A 19,289-nucleotide genomic window follows, 5' to 3' on the forward strand; every position below is an offset into this window, starting at 1 on the left:
GTTCCAAGGGAACGAGCTACGAGACGAGGTCGTTGCTGTCCCGAAAGGACTCATAAGCCCGGGTGGACAGGAGTCGATAGAGTGTGTCAACGGTTTTCCAGACATCGATAAAGCGGGTGTACATAGGGACTGGCGCAAAGCGGAGTGTGTTCGGTGGACGATAGTCTGGAATGACTTGGTTTGCCCGCAAAGCGCGGGACAGTGCGGCGGCTTCGGGGTGATAGAAGGCCACATGGCCCCCGCGGCGACTGGGTTGGCGGGGGGTACCCAACTGCCCTTCACCAGTCGTGCGAATGATTTTCTCGTCGAGCAGTGTCATCAGGTAGTCCGTGAGTTGCAGTGATTTGGCACGCAGTTGCGACAACCCCGCCTCCAAGGTCAACGAGAGCCCTGCCTGTACAGCGGCCGCTGCGATGATGGATGGTGTGGAAATCTGCCACGCACTCGCAGAATGGGCTGGAACCATGGGGATGGACATCTCAAACTGACGCGCCTTGTCGCTGCCAAACCAACCTGAAAGCAAAGGGGCGGTTCCGTGATGCCGCTCGTGCACGAACAGCCCGCCGATGGTTCCTGGCCCTCCGTTGAGATATTTATAATTGCACCAAACAGCCAAATCCACGCCGTCCTCGTGCAGATGATGAGGCACCACGCCGATGGAGTGAGCTAAATCAAAACACACGAGAATGCCCTTGGCGTGAGCGGCCTCCGTGAGGCGCGGGATGCTTGCGAGTTGACCGGACTGATACCAGACGGAAGGCAACAACAGTAGGCTGACGTCTTCGCTCAGTCGCTCCATCACGTCTTCCTCATAGATCCATCCGTCCGATCTCGGTGAAATCAGACTCAGACCATCGGGATTGGCAGAGTGTAAAGTGACGTGATTCGCCAATGCGTACAAGTCGGACGGGAAATTTGCTGTATCTGCCAAAAGGCGGGGACGACCTTCGCGCGGATAGAAGGTGGCTAAGAGGGCGTGCAAGTTGACCGTGGTTTGGCCAGTGACGACGCATTCTTCGGGCTTTGCCCCGATGAGCTCAGCCGTCATGGCCCCGAGTCGCTCGGGCATGTGTAGCCAGTCCGTGTCCGGGTGCCCCCACCCATCGACGGCATAGTGCTTCCACTGCTCAAGCGCTTCAATCGTTGCGGCCTCCGCATCTTTGGACAGGAGTCCGAGCGAATTTCCGTCCATGTACTGTATGTTTTCGCGGCGATAGAAGCGGTCGACAAAGTTTGCAAGCGGATCCGCTGCGTCTAACTGGTGCGCTTCTTCCGCTGTATAAGAAAAAGTTGTCACAGTCATCTCTCCATTTGGCTCTCAACTATGCTACATTACGAGTAATGGTAATGTCACGATACAGCAGTGTGCAGGGGGCCAGTCCATGTCCAAGGAAATTTGTCCAAAATGCAATTTTTCGGAACTGTCGGCGTTGCCGTATGACGCGTCTTGGACATGCCCGAGCTGTGGGTATGTATCCCCACCCAATGAGCGGAATAATCCCATCACGGACCCCAAGAATCGACAGAAGTACATTATGGAACACTATACGCAGTTTTGGTTCTATCAAGAAAGAGAGCGCGAGGACGATTGGGACGACTAGTCGGCGATGTGCCACGCCATGAACGGTTGACGATAGCCCGTCCAAGCTCTGGACGGCATTGTGTGCACATTGCGAGACAATGCCGTCGATTACAACGCCGTCGGTACCTCGTAGTATTTTTGGGTGGAAATAAACACTGCAGCGATGACTAGGCCCACGATGAAAAGCCCAATGCGTTTGCGGGTGGAGAGCTTGTGTCCACCTGGGCGAATTTCCACTGCGATGATGAACAGTACTGCAATGACGACTGAAAAGATGAGTTCGATTCCATCATGAAGAAGCGTGTGCATGAAGGTGCTTCGTCCTTTCGTTGTGCAGGTTCTTTTTTTATGCCGATGTCGCTTCGAACAGGCCTCCATCCATTGTAAACGGTCGCAGATAGAAAAGCCATGAAAACGGAGGTGGGCGAAGCATGGTCGTTGGAGTTGGCGTAGACCTGGCCGGGGTGACGAGAATAGCAGGCGTTCTCGAGCGTCGTGGCGAGGCGATTTCGCGCCGTCTGTTGTCGCCAAACGAGTTTCAGTTGTTCGTCACTATGTCCTCGGCTCGGCAAGCGGAATTTTTGGCCGGTCGATTCGCGGCTAAGGAGGCAGTGGCGAAAGCGATTGGCTGCGGCTTAGCCCGGCTTCAACCAGCGTCGGTCGATATTCAGGTGGGTGCTGCGGGTCTCTCGGTTCGGTTTCTAGGCAGACCTCCAGCGCATTTGGAGCCACATGATACGGTTCATGTGACGATTTCGCACGCGGAAGGCATGGCTATTGCGTTTGCATTGGTCGAGCGTCCACGCCTGTCTGAGCCACCATCGAATAATGCATGGACGGGCTGAATATCTATGAACTAATCCTCGAGGAGGGTACCTGGTGTATCTGGTCACGAGCGAACAAATGAGAGAGTTCGACACGCACGCAATGAACACACTCGAAACACCCGAAATAGTTTTGTTGGATCACGCTGGAAAATCGGTCGCAGACCTCGTCCGCTCGCTCCAACCACAGTCTGTGGTCGTCTTGGCGGGGAAGGGAAACAATGGTGGAGACGGGTATGCGGCGGCAAAGTGGTTGGCGCACTATGGTTATGCGGTCCACGTTTTCGCTCTGGTGCCAGTCGAAGAGTTGCAAAAAGGCGCCAAGCACGCTGCCCTTGAAGCGCTGGCGAGGGGCGTCCGGTGCGACGTCTATCGTGAGGGGCAGCCGCTGCCAGATGCAGATGTCTACGTCGATGCGCTGCTCGGCACGGGGCTGTCTCGGCCTGCCACAGGACGTTTCGCCGACCTCTTGGGCGCGCTCCGTGAAGCCTCCGGCACGGTGGTATCGGTCGATGTCCCGACAGGTGTGCATCCGACCACAGGTGACGCAGATGAACTTGCCGTTCGCGCAGACTGGACGGTGGCCGTGGGGGCGGAAAAAATCGGCACCGCAGTGACGCCTGGCGCCTTGTTTGCAGGGCAAGTCGTGGTGGCCGATATTGGCATTCCGGTGCCTGCACACTCCTTGGCGCACGGCCCCGTTGCCCACTGGATTCGTCCGGGAGAATCTTGGCGCCAGGCGGTCGACCGCCGACGCGATGCACACAAAGGCCATTCTGGGAGTGTGCAGATTGCGGTTGGCGAGATGGAGGGAGCTGCCTTGCTGGCGGCGGGCGGGGCTGCTCGTAGCGGAGCTGGGCGGGTCACACTCGTGTCGACTGTACCTATGCAGCGTCTCATTCCGCCAGACTTTCTGGCCGTCACGGTGCAGGCGTCCGACTTCTTGTCTGCTTGGCACGAATTCGCGGTGCCTGTGCTCGGACCGGGCCTCGGAGGCGGGTTTCCTGCCGAATCTCTGAACCAGGTTCTCACGCGCACGGGTCGCGGCGTGGTTGATGCGGACGGACTCCGAGCGATTCGGACGGATGTTGGTGCGTCTGTCCGCTTGTCTCCGGACGTGGTGCTCACGCCGCATCCGAAGGAATGCGGCCGATTGTTGGGAAAGACGGTCGCGGACATTCAGCGAGATCGACCAACGGCTGTGCGGCGACTTGCAGAGGCCACCGAGTGCACCGTCATTCTGAAAGGCTATCGGAGCCTCGTGGCGCACCCCGACGGGAGACTGTCGGTCTGCGAGACGGGAGATGCATCGCTTGCGGTGGCAGGCACTGGCGATGTCTTGGCGGGAGTTGTGGCTGGGTTGATGGCGCAGGGGTTGGATGGGTATGAGGCGGCGCAAATGGGAGTCTGGATGCATGGACGTGCTGGAGAATTGGCCGGACATGCGTATGGTCAAGCGGCGGTCATGGCCTCTGACGTCATTCAGCGATTGCCTGCAGCGCTCCGCGAAGCCACGACGGATGTTTCCGGGAGTTCGTCAGACCCATTCGGGAAATAGAGTGTGTTGAAAAGCGTGTGCTTGTCAGGGAAAGGCGAGGTGGCACATGCGAAAGTGGATAGTGGCGGTCAGCGCAATACTCGTCATGGGAGGTTTGGTGGTAGGCTGTGGGACGCCCATGGGCGAGAAGAGCGTGGCCAACAAGCTGGAGACTCATGTGAAAACGCTCGACCAGTCAAACTACAAGAGTACCGCGACCATGACGGTGCAGATGGATAACGGATCGCAAACCTATACGGTGGAAACGTGGTATGAGTCACCGGATGTGTATCGCATCGCCTTGGGCGACGCAAATAAACAGGTGCATCAAATCATTGTGCACAATGACCAAGGCATGTTCATCGTCTCCCCGTCCTTGGGAAAAGTTTTTCGGTTCAATGGGTCATGGGCTCAGAACCAAGGACACATTTATCTGTACAACCAGTTGCTGCAGCAGATTATTGATGGGAAAGACGTGCAATTTAGCCGCTCTTCTGGGCAGTATAACTTTGAACTTCCGGTAACGCCGGCGAGCGATGTCGTCGCCCGTGAGCGCATCCAACTGGAGGCGAAGACACTCAAGCCGCAGATGGTCACTTTGTTAGATAAGCAGTTAAAACCAGTTGTCACCTTGAAGTACACGTCGTTTCAGACAGGTGTCAAATTTTCTACAAGTGACTTTAATCCGCAGTCGATTGTCGCGAATAATGGCACTGTGAAGACTACGATGGCTGAAGGTAATCCAGATTCGCTCGCATCCACCAGCCCCTTTGGCTATATTGAACCGACGGCAGAGTTTGGGGACAAATTGGCGGACATGTGGCAGACGAGCGAAACGGACACCATTTTGAGATTCACCGGGAATCATCCGTTTACGCTCGAAGAATGGCGTCCGACGTCTGGGGTCTCTGGCATTCCGGACGGAGAACTGTTGAATCTTTATGGAGTTCCTGCGGTGTATGTGGATGGTGGAACGGCCCATCAACTACTTTGGACCAAAGATGGGGTTGAGTTTTCGCTGACCTCCAGTACTTTGTCCATGGATGAGATGGAGGATGTGGCCATGTCGACATTCTATCAAGTGGGCAAATAGTGGGTGCAGAGTTCCTATGCTAGCACCTAGTCAGCCGCCTTTTATCATTCGACTCAGCGTAGCGCTGCAAAAGCCGCTCCCAAAGGAGCGGCTTTTGTTCTGCTCACTTTTGTTCTGCCAAATGGAACCTTTCAGAAATCTTCGTATGCTTGGATAACGGTCACAGAACGTTCTTTTATCCTTCACCGTTTGCTCATGCCTGAGCGTCCGAAAGGCCTCCCTTGAAGCGAAGTGCGCCGTACAATATTCGTATAAAGAATCATTCATAGTCAGCGTCGGAGCATAACGCTCTTCGCATCCTAAAGGAGGTCATTACGATGTATATTTACATCGCTTGGTATATCGGTTTGGCAGTTGCCGTCATTATGATAACGTTCAATTTCGACCGCCTCATTCGGCAAGTTTCGTCGTATGAGAAGCATGAGGATGAGCGGGCGGAGAGCTTTTTGGAGGCACACACAGCTCACACAGCTTCCTCTAGCAAGCGCGCAAGTGGCTCAGGGCCGATGCATTCGTACGGGCACTAATGGCTTGCAAACAACTCACCTCCGTGCTGATTCATCAAAGGCATGGGGGTGCTTTTTATTGAGCTTTAATATGTCCGAATCTTCAATTTAAATGTATCTGCCGCTGCCGTTGGGAGCCAATTTTTTAAGATTCGGTTTGTCTCTTCCAACCTATCCGCGCAGTGTCTGTCGTCATGCCTATTTTTCAAGATAGGGTGTCGTCATGCCGCACTTGTCGGGTGCGCTCTTGAGAGCGCCTGCGTAAAATTTGACAGTGCCGCTTCGCGAACCTTCGATGACAAGAGACGAATGACAGGGGGAAGAAAACAAGTTGGGTGAAACATGCGTTGACATCGTGGTCGTCAGTTTCAACACCTGTCGGCTCCTGCTGGATTGCCTCAAACGCATTCACCGTTATACGCCGATAGCTCACCGCATTGTTGTGGTCGATAACGGGAGTCAGGACGCGTCTGTGAGCGCCGTGCGCAGTCTGTGCTGGCCCCACCTCGATGTTCTCGTCAATGCGCACAATTGTGGCTATGCGGCGGCTTGCAATCAGGGGATTCGCGCTTCCTCTTCGCCGTTCATCCTGCTCCTCAACAGCGATGTGCGAGTGACGCGACATTGGCTGGAGCCACTCATCGCCTGTATGGAGAGCGACAAGCGCATCGCCGTGGTTGGACCAAAGTTGATTGACGGGCATGGACGCATCAACGGGGCAGGTATTGTCGGAACGCTGGAATCGCACGAACCAAGAGGTTGGCTGGAACCGAATATGCCTGGCAAATACGACAAACCGGAGGACTGTCTGTCGGTTTGTGGCGCGGCGTATCTCATCCGTCGGGCGCTGCTCGATGATATCGGTTACTTTGACGAAAATTATTTTTTCTACTTTGAGGAAACAGACTACTCCGTTCGCGCCTGGCAGAAAGGATATCGAGTGGTCTACTGCCCAGACAGTATTCTCATCCACATCGGCGGTGGAAGTTCTCAAAATCACTCGCAACTGCGGGCGTGGTTTGAAGAGAGTCAGAGATATTTTCGCTCTAAGTGGTTGGAGGGCAGGGACGGAACGAATGGAAACCACCGCTTGTCCGCCGAATTCCCTAATTTCAGCAGAGGAGAGGAAGGGCATGGCACTCGTTCGAAAGGCCCACGGGAACAAGCTCACAGCCATGATGCAAGTGAGAAATGAAGCAAACCGCTATTTGCAGAGTGTGCTAAACGACTTGTCCGAATACGTGGATGAATTGGTCGTGCTCGATGACGCTTCGACCGACGACACCTACGACCTTGTCTCAACCTATCCAAAAGTCGTGTCGTTGCAACGTGCGGAAGACTCGTTATACGGCGTACACGAAGGAGCGCTCAAGCAGCGCCTTTTTGCGGCGACCGTGGCAACAGAACCAGATTGGATTTTGGCGTTGGATGCAGATGAAATGTTTGAAAGACGATTTAAACAGGAAGTCCGTTCGCTTATCAATCAGACTCAGTGGGATTGGTACGCGTTTCGATTCTACCATTTCTGGCACTCACAGACGCACTATCGAATCGACAAGCTGTGGGCTCCTACGCAATATGGTCCTCGTCTCTTTCGATACATGAGGGGAGCCGTGTACCGCTGGAACGACCAGGCATTGCATGGAGGGAGCTTGCCCAACAATCTCGTTTCAGATTTTCCGGGCCGAACTTCTGACCTTCGCATCAAACACTATGGCTACGCGGGGAGTTCTGAAGAAACGTTGGCAAAGTACCAATTCTACATTACTCGGGACCCTGATTCGGAATTTTGTCCGCGTCATCACTACGATTCGATGTTGGACCAAAATCCGCAATTGGAGTGTTGGCAAGAGTGACATGGCACGCATCAGAATCGTGTTTCCGGTCCCTCCGTCGACGACAATCAGGAAAAATACAGACAATTGGGTGATTGCACTATTTATTGATGAAGATAGATGAATACCCGATTTTTTAGAACGCCGCTCTCATAAGTTGGAATGGATTTTCATTCTTAGGGAGAGAGGGGTTCGTCTCGAAGATGACCATCGTAACTCTGGAAGAAAGATCAATACGGGGAGTGAAACACCGCTCGTGTCGACCGCTACGGCGCCATTCGAAAGGACACCACTGCGTTGTGGTGCGGGGAAGACTCCTTGACAAAATTCATCGACTTCGAAAGCAAGTGCATGCGCTGAGCCATGAGCTGCACAGTCAATCGCAGAGACTTCACACGTTGGAGATGCGAACGCATGAGCTTGGGGAGGAAGTTCGAAAGGACTTCCGAGTTCTCGGAGTACAAATCAGTCTGTTGCTCCTACGGGTGAACAAATTGCAAGTCGAGATTTCCTCTGGAATGCCAAACAACAAAGGACTGCAAGCCTACTTCGGAGCACGCGCAGGAACGAGCGTGACCGTGACCACAGCGGCTGGGAGTTTGACGGGGACCGTGACTGCGGTCGGGACGAATGCCGTCGAGTTGACCGAGTCGAGTGGCGATATACTGGTCATTCCGTACAGCAAAATTCAGTCCGTGCAGACCAACTGAACGAGAAAGGGGAAAATACCTTGGATTTCACCACATTTTTAAAAAGTTTTCTCGGCGACACAGTGGAAGTCGTCGTTGGCTCTACAACGTATGAAGGGACACTCGTCCACGTGACGGATTTAGCGCTTCGAGTAGAAGAACCGCCTGTGACGTACGGACCAAACGTCTTCGTCGACATTCAGGACTCCAGCATAGACTACGTGCGCATCCCGGCGTAAGGCAGTGGTTCGTAAGCGGGCACGCAGAGATCTTCGGAAGCACTGGATTGCGCTGCCCGAAACCACTCCGAGTATCGGTGGCGGTGAGATTGACTGACGCTGTCGGCTCGGAGTACGCGATGGTAGAGTGCGGTCGGGAGCATAGCAATTTGGTAGTGGCGGAGCAGTCGTGCAGTCATGGTCACATCTTCAAAGAGAGGCTTGGCCGACGGGGGTTCTCCTGGCCAATGCCAGCCTCCCAGGCAGCGAATGGCTGAGATGCGAAAACAGCGCGGCATGGGCACGCGAGCAAAGTCTTCATCCAAGTGAATGGGCGTGTGCTCATGGACTCCGCGATAATTGAGATGTCCGCGGCGAGACAGTCGCCAGAGGTGGTAGCGCGAGGTCAGCAATCCTACCTCCTCATGAAGGTCGCTTCCGGCTTGGCGAAATTCTTCGACCGCATTCTCTGCCAGCCAGTCGTCCCCATCCAATTCCAAAAAATAGTCACCTCGGGCTAGTTCCGCCGCGCGTTGGAGTGCGAACGCCTTGCCCACATTCGTCGACCACCGTTCGACTCGAATTCTCGGTTCCTTCAGTTGGTCGACGAGGTTTGATGTGCCGTCGGTCGATCCGTCATCGACCACCACACACTCCCAATTTTCGTCGGTTTGGCGCACAAGGGAAGTCAATGCTGTTTGTATGCGAGAAGCCTCGTTGTGCACACAAAGAGCGATGGTCACCGTTGTCTTCGCCATGGTTCGCGACATCTCCCGCTCTTCAGGACATCTGTGTCTCGCCATCCTCCCCGCTCTCCACAGGGATGAGTTATTCTACGCTTCGCGGGCCTGGACTGTGCTGCCGTCGCGGCAGCGTCAGGGTGACTACCGTACCTTTATTCAGTTCGCTCGCCACGGTCAAGTCACCTCCGTGACTTTGAATGATTTTCTTGCTCACCATCAGTCCCAGACCAGTTCCTTTGTCCTTCGTGGTGAAAAATGGGGTACCCAGCTTGTTCAAATGCTCCGCTGGAATACCTTGCCCGGTATCTGCAATGCGTACCGATACGTGCTCTGTGTGGGAAGTGTCTATCGACAGCCGCACTTGGTACCCAGACGCGGAAGCTTCTATGGCATTCTTGACCACATTGATGAGTACTTGCTGCAACTGCGAAGGGTCGCATTCTACGTGGACCTGCTGGTCGCATTCCTGCAACACGACGGAGACATCTCTCATCATGGATTGCGGCTGCAGCAGTTCTACGACTTTGCTCAAGTGCTCGTATAGGTCAATCGTTTGAAACTGCACAGGATGTGGACGTGCGAGCACGAGTAGTTCACTCGTGACCGCCTCAATGCGCGTCAACTCGCTCTGCATGATGTCCATGTAATGGTCTTCAAAATGACCTTTCGCCATAAAATTCAGGAATCCTTTTAACGAGGTCAGTGGATTGCGAATCTCGTGAGCGATGCCTGCCGCCAATTGTCCGACCAGGGCCAGCTTTTCACTTTGCATCAAGGCTTCCTGAACGCGCTTGTTGTCCGTCATGTCCTGAATGGTGCCGACAATCCGTTTGTGTTTTCCTTCGCTCATCGTCTGGCGCCTGGCGTGAATGTGCCGTATTTCTCCACTCGGACGAACAATGCGACACTCTACGTCGTACGGCTGGCCGTGCAACAGGTCGATCATCTGTTGCTCCATTGGCTCGCGGTCATCGGGATGTATATGATCTAAAATTTTTATAATCGGCAGATATCCAGTGTAGGGAAGCCCAAAAATCCGGAAGATCTCCTCTGAACAAATGGCGATCTGTGTTCGCGGATTCAGTTCCCAACTGCCCAGATGGGCGATTTGTTGCGCATAGACGAGGATTTTTTGCGTTGTCTGTAGCAGTTCTTCGGTGTCTTGTTCTTTTGAACAGTCTTTCATGACTAAATAGCAGCCAATAACGCCACTTTGCGAACAGAGAGGCGAGATAGACACGGTCGCTTTGAATTTACTCCCGGACTTGTGACGGACAAAAGTCGACACGGTGGTCGTCTTTTGTCCGTCCATCACGTCCTCAATCGCCTTCCAGACATTGCGTAAATTCTCTGGGGCAATGAAGCTAAAGCAATGCGTGCCTATGAGTTCCTGCTGTGTTCGCCCGGTCAACGTGCACAGTGCAGGATTGGTACGAATGAGCAGACCTGTGGAATCGATGGAACAGATGCCGTCAGGGTTTTGCTCAATCAACAATTTGATGAAATGTTCATCTCGGTAGTTCCAGGTGTCATCGGCCAACGAAATCACGCGTCCTCGCCATTGTGTCATATCTGAGCTTGTCTTGTGTGGCATGGTCTTTGCTGAAATTTGTCGTATCTTGGCGGATTGTCCAAAGTTAATTATAAGTAAATATTGAAATATGTCATCTCTACTGTGCAACTTTGATAAAATATAGACAATGAATCACCTGCGCTATTAAAAATATTGCCTTGGAAGTGAAAATTTTTTTTAGATTGAGCTGATACTTTAATTGGAACAGCGAGGGAAGATGGGTGAGTTGGTTGCGGGGAATTCAGAACTTTCAGGCCCGAAACTGGATGACTCATGGGTTTGGGTTGCTCGGCCTGATGTGCTTTATCTTGGCCTTACGCGGGGCGAGCCTTTCTCATGTCAAGTCGTTGGTCCTGCTGTCCATTCTTCTAGTCGCTCTGGAGTACTTCACGATAAATTTTGGTCGAGTCCATTATTCGTTGGCCTTTCCCCTCTTGTTTGGGTTCTTTCTGGTTTTTGGTTTTCAAGTGACTGTCGTATGCTGTAGCCGCTCACACTGTTTGTCGGTGATTGGTTCACCGCCAGTGGCGGAGCGGCTGTAACGTCAATCTGCCATGGTACGGGTTGTTCGTCCGTCAATCAATGTTAAGCTGTCCCGCGTTGCCACTCTTGGTCTGTGAGAACCCTCTGAGCGTGCCCCTCATCAATCGCTTCGCTGTCTCGAGCCGCCGCATCATACAACGCCTGTGTACACATTTGGTTTACCACACGCGGGGTACCTCGGCTGGCAGTGTAAATCATCTGGATGGCTCCATCCGTGAAAACGGGTATGTTGGTCCCAGTTTGCTTCATTTGGTGTCGAATGTACTGAGCTGTTTCCTCTCGAGTCATGCCTGTCAAGTGGTAGGCCATGTCAATCCGCTGAGAAATGGCCTCATATTTCTTCAAGCGTAGGTTTCTCCGAATCTCCGGTTGTCCAACTAGAATCAGCGGAAACGGAGAGGTTGAGTCCATGTGCTGGTTGCGCACGAATCGAAGCTCCTGAATCATTTCCTCAGCCATGTCTTGCGCTTCATCAATCACCACAACCCACCGTCGCCCAGACGGTTCGCCTTGGCTTTGGAGGCGGTCACTCCACAACTTTCTTGCCTTGCTTAATCCAAACGGCATCGTTTCACCGAGATGGCTCAGTAATTCACCGTAGAAGTCTTTGGGTTTCAGTCCCAACTGGCACAGGTAAATCGGCAAGTATTTCATTTCATCCAGTCCAGTGATGAGCCTGCGAATGAGCGTCGTTTTGCCACTGCCTACCTCACCAGTCAGCAGCCCAAAGGCCTGGTTTTCCACAACGTACATGAGACGAGCGATCGCTTCCCGGTGTGCTGCAGAATCATAGAGTGCTTCGCCCGTGGCATCCCGTCGGAACGGGATGGACTGCCAATTCCATCGCTCCATTGGTGTCATTGTACGTCACCACTTTCGGCAAAACTGAGTCCTTCAGCCTTGGCCTTTTGTTTCTGCTTGAGCGCTTCAAACATTGAGATTCCTGGTGCCGGTGGTGCACTAGTCTCTGTCTCATGTTGTACCCGGCGGTCATAGCGACGGGTGAGATCTACGGGCGTGGCATCCGCGTACCGTGTCTCGCTGTACCAGACCTGTATTGTGGTAAGGTCAAATGGATCATAACGCAGCTGTATCTTCTTGTTGGCCAGCTCGTCGTCCACCTGAAACAGATTCCCCTGAAGCGAAACGCATCCTGCCTTATCGGCTTTTCGCTCCTCCTGCCAGTAGAAGATTTCATGCAACTCTTGTTCGGATATTCTCCGTGGCCTGCGTGCGGTTTGTGTGGCCCGTTGCTTAGGAGACATTCCAGTGCTGCCATGCTTGCGTTCATGGTAATAACCGTTGACCCAGGTCTGGAAGGCATCGTTTAGGTCGTCCAAAGTCTCTATATAGCCTGAATCAATGGCTTGGTACGCTTCAGGAACAAAACTCGTGTCAATGAAACGAAATAGCCTCTCAATTTTCCCACGTCCAGCCGGTCGACGAACGGTACTGTGGGACAGATGAATCCCCACACGGCCACAAATACGTTTCAGGTGGTCAGAGGCAAAAACAGCACCATTGTCCACATACAGCTGCTCGGGAAGACCGTGGCGTAGGATTGCCTTCTTGAGACTGTCCTCCATCCGAGGCATCTTCTCATCCCAGTAGAACTGTCCGTGGACAATCAAGCGGCTATGATCATCCAAAATTGCGAATAGAATCGCCTTTTTCCGTTTACCAAGGTTGTCTGGGTCGGGTAAGTATAGCGTGTGCTGAAAATCCGCCTGCCACATCACGTGCACGTCCTCGGCTTCAAATCGGCGAAATGTCCCTTTGTTCTGTGGTGTAATCAATAACTCTCGGCGACTCAGTCCGGCCTGACGAAGATGCCTAGCCAGCGTGCTCACCGCAACAGTTTCGGGTTCAGCCACACCTTCCGCTTCGAGCAGCAGGATGATCTGCTCAACGCTACGTTCTGGGCGCTCAGCCCGTAGTTCTGCAGCCCTCAAAAAGACTGTTTCGGGTAAACGCATGTTGCCCGTGTCATGACGTACCTTGGGTATTAATGCCTCGTAGCCACCCTTTCGGTACTGTGCGAGATAACGCTCCAGACTTCGTACACTTACACGCCGGCTTGTGCTGCCAGGAATATCGTACTCCCGTGAGCTCACCTCACGCAGAAATGCCCCAAGCTCTCCTGGCGTCAGCGGTGTCTGCCGACTCACCACGGGAGCGATAAGGCTGTACCGAAAGCTGGCGATTTGTTCTCTTGACCCCTGTGTCATCGGGCTCCTCCTCTTTTTTGGGCTATGAACCCATTTTCATAGGAATCGGGGGAAGGCTCCATAGACACATTTTGTGGGGAATTTCAGTTTGCAAAATGTTCGCTTGAGTGACGTAGACGGAATAGACCCTGAAATAGTCCAACGCTCACTCCCATTGGCAAGGATTCGCGCCAGATGTGTTTCCAAAGCGCGATCGGCTTCGCAGGACGGTCTCTTCCACGCGGTATCTCCAAGGTGGGTTTGGCGACGAGGACACACTGCCAGAATCCGGACTCCATCGAATCCATCCACGCCTTCCACCGTTTATACCATCGCCAAACGGTTTTGGAGGAAACAGGCCCAGAGGGGTAGGGGACAGCTTCTCCCGCCTGCTCCAACGATTTCCCATTTTCATGTTCAAGCAATACATCTTCTTGCAGATCCCATATACAGCGCTGGTAACGCCCAATGAAAGGTGGATATACGGTGACGGTTTTACCGCAGGCTTCACACCTGAACCGGAACAAGGTAATGTGGTATCTATGCTGGCCACAGCATACATCCCGTTCGAACCGGTCGTGCTTGCTTAAGGGATGCGGCCTCCCACAACCTGTACACGCCTGTGGACGTATTTTTGATAGATCCGGATGCTCACAAAACTCCAGGTAGGAATGGACATTTGGGAACAGTTCCATGTATTATGTAGGCATATTAAGGCGTGCGTAAGCACGACCTTGTGGGAAGAAGAGAGACTAGGCGGCAAACCTTGAGGTCTCTCTTCTTTTATGCCGTAACCCTCCCGCATATGGTTGTCGTTTCAACTATGATCTGCATACGACAATCATTGACAAAATCCTTCGTCAAAACGGATAATAAAAAACCGCCCATCCACCGACAAACAGTGTGAGCAGCTACAGTATGCGATGTCCTCTTCTTACTAGCGGTGCAACTGGTTCGTCGCAAACCTTATGAAACCGTTCTCTATAATGTGTCCACACGATGTATTGCCATATATCTGGCGGGGTGGTCGATGATATCAGTTCGCCAAAGCTTGATTTGGTCGAACCGTCCTTTTGAACAATTATTTGTGGAATTGCTTGTTTCTCTGGTGGTGTATTCATCGTTTTTAAACTTTGTCATTCTGGCGATTTGGAGACCTAGTGCGCGATGGACAAAGAGCCTGATGGCAAGTTTTCGCGCTATGGGTGTCGATGTCTTGATTGCCCTAATCTATGACGGGACGATGCTTTGGCTGGCGCGCAATCCGAACAACACGAGTTCCGGAAGTTTAGGGACATTCTTTTTCTTTCTCCCGTTGCCTGCAATCTCTATCGTTTCCAGTCTCATCGTCCGTCTTATGCAAGCCAAATCCGGGCTTGAGTCCGTTTTCGCCGTCTCTCAGACGCTCAATCAGATGCAGGAACTCGATATGGTTCTAGAGCAGATAGTCACGGCGGCTAAGCGGCTGTTTCACAGTCCATGGGGCACCATCTATCAGTGTATCGATGGCGGGAAACTAGAGGGGTTTAGAGAGGGTCGACGGGTAGTTTTGCCGCCTGGTAAAGGTTTGGTGAATGTAGCTGTCGAAGAGCAACGTTGCATAATTTCTCACGATGTCCATCGCGATGACCGTTTTTGCCCTTTAGAGGTGAATGCGGAGGTTGCTTCTCTATTTGTATCGCCCATTATTGTAGACACGCAAGTTGTCGGGGTGTTGTCACTTGGTAAGACCAATACATGGGGGTTTCATCATCAAGATGAAAGGCTCATGTCGATTTTCACTTCCCATGCTGGTGCCGCGATGAAAAATGCCTTATTTCGTCAAGAGCGCGACAGAAGATTGCTTCTAGAGGAGCGCAATCGCATGGCACGAGAGATTCATGACGGTCTCGCCCAAGATTTAGCTGCTGCCATTTTGCAGGTCGAGATGATGAAGCGGCTGGCGGACACCCCGCTGCAGCAATCTCTTCAAAATTTACGCAACACTTTGGCCAGCATCACGACGACCGTCAGAGAGTCCATCTACTCCTTGCGCCCTCATCCGTATGAAGAAGTAGGGCTAGTTCGCGCGTTGGAGGCTCTGATGGATGATGTGACAGTTGGTTCAAATTTGAATGTCTCTTTCTATGCGAAAATCGATCAAGAATGTGACCCGCAAGTTGCTCGAGCAGTCTACGAAATCGTATTAGAGGGTGTGCGTAACGTCGTCAAGCACGCGCAGGCTTCCATGCTCATCGTAGAACTGACTCAGACGGAAGAGGGCTTGTCATTGTCCATTCGAGACGACGGAGTAGGATTCGAATTTGGACAAATGGCGTTGCGCTCGGCGTCGGATAAATCATTCGGCATAGAGAATGTCCACACTATTGCTGCGTCTCTTGGAGGAACTCTTGAATTTCTCACCAAGGTTGGTCAGGGAACCACCATCTTGGCAGAATTACCGTGGATAAAGGAGGACAACAGATATGACGATACGGTTGCTTCTCTGTGACGATCACGCTATTTTACGCCAGGGACTCTCTGCTTTACTGCAGGCAGACAGCGAGCTGGAGGTGGTTGGTGAATGTGGCGATGGGCTCAGTGCGCTTGAAATGGTGCTTCGCGAGCAACCGGACGTGGTCCTCATGGACATCAATGTTCCGGGGATGAATGGGATAGAAGTGACCCAGCGAATTACCGAACTCTGTCCGACAGTCAACGTCTTGATGTTGACGATGTATCACGAAGATGAATATTTGTTTCGCGCTATTCGCGCCGGTGCTCGGGGGTATCTCTTGAAGGATGCTCCAGTGACGCAAGTCGTTGCGGCCATTCGCGATGTGGCAGTGGGCGGAAGTACCGTTTTGCATGCTAATTTGTCGGAAAAATTTTGCGAGGCACAGAGGGCACCTGCTCCCGAACGATTGTCTCACAGAGAATTAGAAGTCTTGTCCCGTCTCATCGAAGGACTTTCGAATCGCGAGATTGCTTCCCTGCTCTATATTTCTGAAACAACCGTGAAACTTCACGTCAGCAATATTTTTCGCAAACTCAACGTCCGCAGCCGGTCGCAGGCCATTCTTTCGGCAATTCGTTTGGGATTGGTTCCAGAGTCCACAGACAACGCGCGTTAAGAAAATTGAGTGACTTTTTCATCGATTTTTCGCCGCGTCGTCCAGGGCTTTTTTCCACACAGGAAAAGTGTGTTCGCCGAACAGAGAAAGCAGTGTTCCTCGACGGTTGAAGACGAGATAAGGGAAGCCGTGGATGTAGGTTTGGTCAGCGGATCCAATCAAATAATAAACATGGGTGTAGGTCAAGTGGAACGCTTTCTTTTCCTCATGCTCAATGCGTACCGCTGTTTTCAGAGGGAATCCATCTGGATAGCCCACGTAGACGACGGTAGGCCAGCCGGGTGTGTCGGCTATGTGCTTCTGAAGAAGGACCAATGTCCGCTGGCAATGTGGGCACCAATAGGCGGCAAACAAAACGGGATGATTTTTTGCATTGAGAGTCACCCATGTTCCGGCGGTCGTTTCTACGCGAATGTGTTCCTCGGCGTTGGGATGGGTCACGGGACCAGCGTTGAAGGCAGACATGGGGTGAACTTTATCCTCTGTCAAGAGACTCACGAAATGGGCTGTTTTCGCAATGTGGCTGGGGGAGACTGGATTTGGCGTTGGGGTGGACGTTCCGCACCCTGTCACCCATAAGCAGAGAGTGGCAACGGTCAGCGCGGCGAATTTCGCAAGGTTAGACTTTTTCGTAACGCACACCTCCTGTAGAATCGAAACAACCCTGGTGTCGAAGCAGGCTTATTCATATTATACTTTCGACAGTTCGAACGAGTCGAAGGGGTGATCAAACTGTATCGCTATACGTTTGCAGTCGTCGATTTGCCAAGGCTTGCAAGCAACGTGGCCACCATTCGCGATGCACTGGGTCCCGATGTAGCGGTTTTGGTAGCGGCGAAAGCCAATGGCTACGGCCATGGAGCTGTGCCAGTGGCCCGCGCTGTTGTGCATGGAGGTGCAGAAGCTCTTGGCTTGGCATCTGTAGAGGAGGCGTTGGAAATCCGCCGCGCCAAGTCGCCTCTTTCCCTGTTGGTTCTCGGAGCTATCAACGCCGATGGTGCGGTAGCAGCTTCCATGGCCGACATCGCTGTCACCCTGAGTGGTTCGCCAGAAGAAATAGAAAACCTTCCAACCATGCCGAAGCCTCTCGTCGTGCATCTCAAGTTAGACACAGGAATGGGGCGCCTTGGCCTGCGCACGGCCGAAGAGTTGATTGCAACCGCAAAGGCGGTCGTCGCTCGACCGGACCTTCGATTGGTCGGGGTGTACACTCACTTGGCATCTGCGGATGACCCGGATGGTCGCCACGCGCAGGGTCAAATTGCGCGCTTTGAGCACGCCTTGGCGTCGTTGACGGAAGCTGGCATCCAGGTGCCCATTGTCCATGCGAGCAATACGGCCGGAGCGCTCTATCATTCCGACTGGCGATACCAAATGGTGCGAATTGGAATTGGCGCCTACGGCTATTCCCCCAACTCAGAGTGGCCACTCCAATTGCCGCTTCGCCCGGTGATGCATTTGTACAGCGTCATTACGCGCGTTGCCACATTGGATGCTGGAGAAACGGTGAGCTACGGTGCCACGTTTGTCGCACCGCGCAGGATGCGTGTGGCCACTGTGCCGATTGGCTACGCGGATGGATATTTTCGCTCTCTCTCGAACTCGGGCATTACCGCCGTCAAAGGCGTAGAGGTGCCCGTCGTCGGCCGGGTGTGCATGGACCAACTGATGATCGACGTCACAGATGTTGAAGGGGTAGAGGTGGGAGACGTCGTGACGCTGTTTGGAAGGTACTCGCCGTCTTCATGGGACGGCGGCAACATTGCCAAGTGCAAAGAAGCACAGCGCGCCGAGTGGATTGTGCAGACGTTTTGCAGAACGGATCGGATTGGAGAGGTGTCCTTGGACCGCGTGGCCAAACTGGCGGGCACTATTTCCTACGAACTTCTCTGTGCCGTATCTCCCCGAGTGGTGCGTTTTTACGTGCCTCTGACTCCGGAGCGCCGTTTCTCATAGGGAAGTACAGACTCGTTATGGCCATTTTGTAGTTGGTAATGAACCTCTACAATCGTTATAATGGGGGAGGCATACTTGGTCAGGGAGTGTTGTGGAGGTGCCGCGCGTGTCCGACAAGAAGCGCATGGTAGTCTATGTTCCAGAGCAACTTTTGGAGGAAGTGGACGGTGTGGCAGAACGGGAGCGGGAAAGCCGGAGTGAAGTAGTCCGCGAAGCACTAAATTTTTATGTTCAGGAACAGCACAAGCTCGAAATACGTACAATGATGCAGCAAGGGTATCAGGAGATGGCGCGATTGAACTTGCGTATTGCGTCAGAAGCGTTCCCGTTGGAGCAGGAGGCGGGAGGAACAGTGGAGCGTCTGGTTAGCGGGGTGTGACAGCGTGAATGTGAAGCGAGGGGACATTTTTTTTGCCGATTTGTCGCCGGTCGTCGGGTCTGAGCAAGGCGGTTTCCGACCGGTTTTAATAATTCAAAATGATATCGGCAATCGGTTTAGTCCCACCGTCATTGTCGCTGCCATCACGGCGCAAATTCAGAAAGCAAAACTGCCTACGCACGTAGAGTTGCCAGCCGAGCCATATGGTCTCGACAGAGATTCGGTCATCCTCTTAGAGCAGGTTCGCACGATTGACAAGCAGCGGCTTACCGACCGAATTACTCATTTAGACGAAAAGATGATGAAACGCGTTCATGAAGGTCTTTTAATATCTCTCGGACTGGTGGATTTTTAAAGCTTCTGAGCCGACACCGCAGTCAGTGCGTAGCGGAGTTGCGTGACATGTTGAAAGTGTGACCATGGATTACCATCGCCACTTATCCACGGGTCTATGTGCAGAAGGAGCCTCACGTCTCAGGGTGGGCTCCTTC

At 52.9% G+C, this 19,289-nt stretch carries 22 protein-coding genes; 15 read left to right on the forward strand and 7 right to left on the reverse strand.

From position 1 onward, the window contains the following. Nucleotides 1-16 precede the first annotated feature (16 nt). Complete coding sequence (kynU, locus tag M4I36_RS13675) at nt 17-1,297, reverse strand: kynureninase (protein WP_258112307.1); 1,281 nt, start codon at nt 1,295-1,297, stop codon at nt 17-19. Nucleotides 1,298-1,382: 85 nt separating this feature from the next. On the opposite strand from kynU, the gene M4I36_RS13680 reads away from it, so the two are divergent. Beyond that, on the forward strand, nt 1,383-1,601 hold the full coding sequence (locus M4I36_RS13680) for a hypothetical protein (protein ID WP_258112308.1): 219 nt from the start codon (nt 1,383-1,385) through the stop codon (nt 1,599-1,601). Nucleotides 1,602-1,690: 89 nt separating this feature from the next. Here the strand turns inward: M4I36_RS13680 and M4I36_RS13685 are convergent, their stop codons facing one another. After that, nucleotides 1,691-1,891, reverse strand: a complete 201-nt coding sequence (locus M4I36_RS13685; RefSeq protein WP_258112309.1) for a hypothetical protein — start codon at nt 1,889-1,891, stop codon at nt 1,691-1,693. Nucleotides 1,892-2,013: 122 nt separating this feature from the next. Between M4I36_RS13685 and acpS the strand changes: the two genes are divergently transcribed. From acpS to M4I36_RS13725, 8 genes are all read left to right on the forward strand, one after another. Further along, complete coding sequence (gene acpS / locus M4I36_RS13690) at nt 2,014-2,427, forward strand: holo-ACP synthase (RefSeq protein WP_258112310.1); 414 nt, start codon at nt 2,014-2,016, stop codon at nt 2,425-2,427. Nucleotides 2,428-2,461: 34 nt separating this feature from the next. After that, entirely contained in the window at nt 2,462-3,964 is a 1,503-nt protein-coding gene (locus M4I36_RS13695) for an NAD(P)H-hydrate dehydratase (RefSeq protein ID WP_258112311.1), read from the forward strand. 46 nt (nt 3,965-4,010) lie between these two features. Continuing rightward, a complete protein-coding gene (locus M4I36_RS13700; RefSeq protein ID WP_258112312.1) occupies nt 4,011-5,036 on the forward strand; it encodes an outer membrane lipoprotein-sorting protein in 1,026 nt (341 codons plus the stop codon). Between the two features lie 317 nt (nt 5,037-5,353). Beyond that, nucleotides 5,354-5,563: a hypothetical protein gene (locus M4I36_RS13705; RefSeq protein ID WP_258112313.1), complete on the forward strand. Its 210-nt coding sequence runs from the start codon at nt 5,354-5,356 to the stop codon at nt 5,561-5,563. A gap of 310 nt (nt 5,564-5,873) precedes the next feature. Further along, nucleotides 5,874-6,737 (forward strand): glycosyltransferase family 2 protein, encoded by an 864-nt coding sequence (locus M4I36_RS13710; protein ID WP_258112314.1) that lies wholly within the window; start codon nt 5,874-5,876, stop codon nt 6,735-6,737. Next, the gene (locus tag M4I36_RS13715) at nt 6,676-7,398 is read left to right on the forward strand and encodes a glycosyltransferase (protein ID WP_258112315.1); all 723 of its coding nucleotides are present in this window, start codon (nt 6,676-6,678) and stop codon (nt 7,396-7,398) included. The genes M4I36_RS13710 and M4I36_RS13715 overlap by 62 nt, the downstream gene beginning before the upstream one ends. A 281-nt stretch (nt 7,399-7,679) precedes the next feature. Next, nucleotides 7,680-8,087: a hypothetical protein gene (locus M4I36_RS13720; protein ID WP_258112316.1), complete on the forward strand. Its 408-nt coding sequence runs from the start codon at nt 7,680-7,682 to the stop codon at nt 8,085-8,087. A 20-nt stretch (nt 8,088-8,107) separates the two neighbouring features. After that, on the forward strand, nt 8,108-8,305 hold the full coding sequence (locus M4I36_RS13725; protein ID WP_258112317.1) for a hypothetical protein: 198 nt from the start codon (nt 8,108-8,110) through the stop codon (nt 8,303-8,305). Here the strand turns inward: M4I36_RS13725 and M4I36_RS13730 are convergent. Together M4I36_RS13730 and M4I36_RS13735 are read right to left on the reverse strand one after the other, a co-directional pair. Further along, nucleotides 8,284-9,087, reverse strand: a complete 804-nt coding sequence (locus M4I36_RS13730; protein WP_258112318.1) for a glycosyltransferase family 2 protein — start codon at nt 9,085-9,087, stop codon at nt 8,284-8,286. The genes M4I36_RS13725 and M4I36_RS13730 overlap by 22 nt on opposite strands. A 25-nt stretch (nt 9,088-9,112) precedes the next feature. Continuing rightward, nucleotides 9,113-10,597, reverse strand: coding sequence for an ATP-binding protein (locus M4I36_RS13735; RefSeq protein WP_258112319.1), 1,485 nt, complete (start codon nt 10,595-10,597; stop codon nt 9,113-9,115). Between the two features lie 224 nt (nt 10,598-10,821). Between M4I36_RS13735 and M4I36_RS13740 the strand changes: the two genes are divergently transcribed. Next, nucleotides 10,822-11,142 (forward strand): hypothetical protein, encoded by a 321-nt coding sequence (locus M4I36_RS13740; RefSeq protein WP_258112320.1) that lies wholly within the window; start codon nt 10,822-10,824, stop codon nt 11,140-11,142. A 43-nt stretch (nt 11,143-11,185) separates the two neighbouring features. On the opposite strand, the gene M4I36_RS13745 is transcribed toward M4I36_RS13740, so the two are convergent. Both M4I36_RS13745 and M4I36_RS13750 read right to left on the reverse strand, forming a co-directional pair. Further along, on the reverse strand, nt 11,186-12,004 hold the full coding sequence (locus M4I36_RS13745; protein WP_258112321.1) for an ExeA family protein: 819 nt from the start codon (nt 12,002-12,004) through the stop codon (nt 11,186-11,188). Continuing rightward, a complete protein-coding gene (locus M4I36_RS13750; RefSeq protein WP_258112322.1) occupies nt 12,001-13,371 on the reverse strand; it encodes a Mu transposase C-terminal domain-containing protein in 1,371 nt (456 codons plus the stop codon). Before M4I36_RS13750 ends, M4I36_RS13745 begins: the two co-directional genes overlap by 4 nt. A 1,009-nt stretch (nt 13,372-14,380) precedes the next feature. Between M4I36_RS13750 and M4I36_RS13755 the strand changes: the two genes are divergently transcribed. Further along, entirely contained in the window at nt 14,381-15,841 is a 1,461-nt protein-coding gene (locus tag M4I36_RS13755; RefSeq protein ID WP_258112323.1) for a GAF domain-containing sensor histidine kinase, read from the forward strand. Next, nucleotides 15,816-16,463, forward strand: coding sequence for a response regulator transcription factor (locus M4I36_RS13760; RefSeq protein ID WP_258112324.1), 648 nt, complete (start codon nt 15,816-15,818; stop codon nt 16,461-16,463). The genes M4I36_RS13755 and M4I36_RS13760 overlap by 26 nt, the downstream gene beginning before the upstream one ends. 18 nt (nt 16,464-16,481) lie before the next feature. On the opposite strand, the gene M4I36_RS13765 is transcribed toward M4I36_RS13760, so the two are convergent. Further along, complete coding sequence (locus M4I36_RS13765; protein WP_258112325.1) at nt 16,482-16,928, reverse strand: TlpA family protein disulfide reductase; 447 nt, start codon at nt 16,926-16,928, stop codon at nt 16,482-16,484. Between the two features lie 258 nt (nt 16,929-17,186). Here M4I36_RS13765 and alr point away from each other — a divergent pair, with 258 nt between their 5' ends. The 3 genes from alr (at nt 17,187) to M4I36_RS13780 (ending at nt 19,153) form a co-directional block, all read left to right on the forward strand. Then, nucleotides 17,187-18,419, forward strand: a complete 1,233-nt coding sequence (gene alr / locus M4I36_RS13770) for an alanine racemase (RefSeq protein WP_258112326.1) — start codon at nt 17,187-17,189, stop codon at nt 18,417-18,419. 124 nt (nt 18,420-18,543) lie between these two features. Next, nucleotides 18,544-18,798, forward strand: coding sequence for a CopG family ribbon-helix-helix protein (locus M4I36_RS13775; RefSeq protein ID WP_258112352.1), 255 nt, complete (start codon nt 18,544-18,546; stop codon nt 18,796-18,798). A gap of 4 nt (nt 18,799-18,802) precedes the next feature. Continuing rightward, nucleotides 18,803-19,153, forward strand: coding sequence for a type II toxin-antitoxin system PemK/MazF family toxin (locus tag M4I36_RS13780; RefSeq protein ID WP_258112327.1), 351 nt, complete (start codon nt 18,803-18,805; stop codon nt 19,151-19,153). Nucleotides 19,154-19,289 lie beyond the last annotated feature (136 nt).

The sequence above is a fragment of the Alicyclobacillus sp. SP_1 genome, assembly GCF_024706985.1.
GTDB lineage: Bacteria > Bacillota > Bacilli > Alicyclobacillales > Alicyclobacillaceae > Alicyclobacillus_I.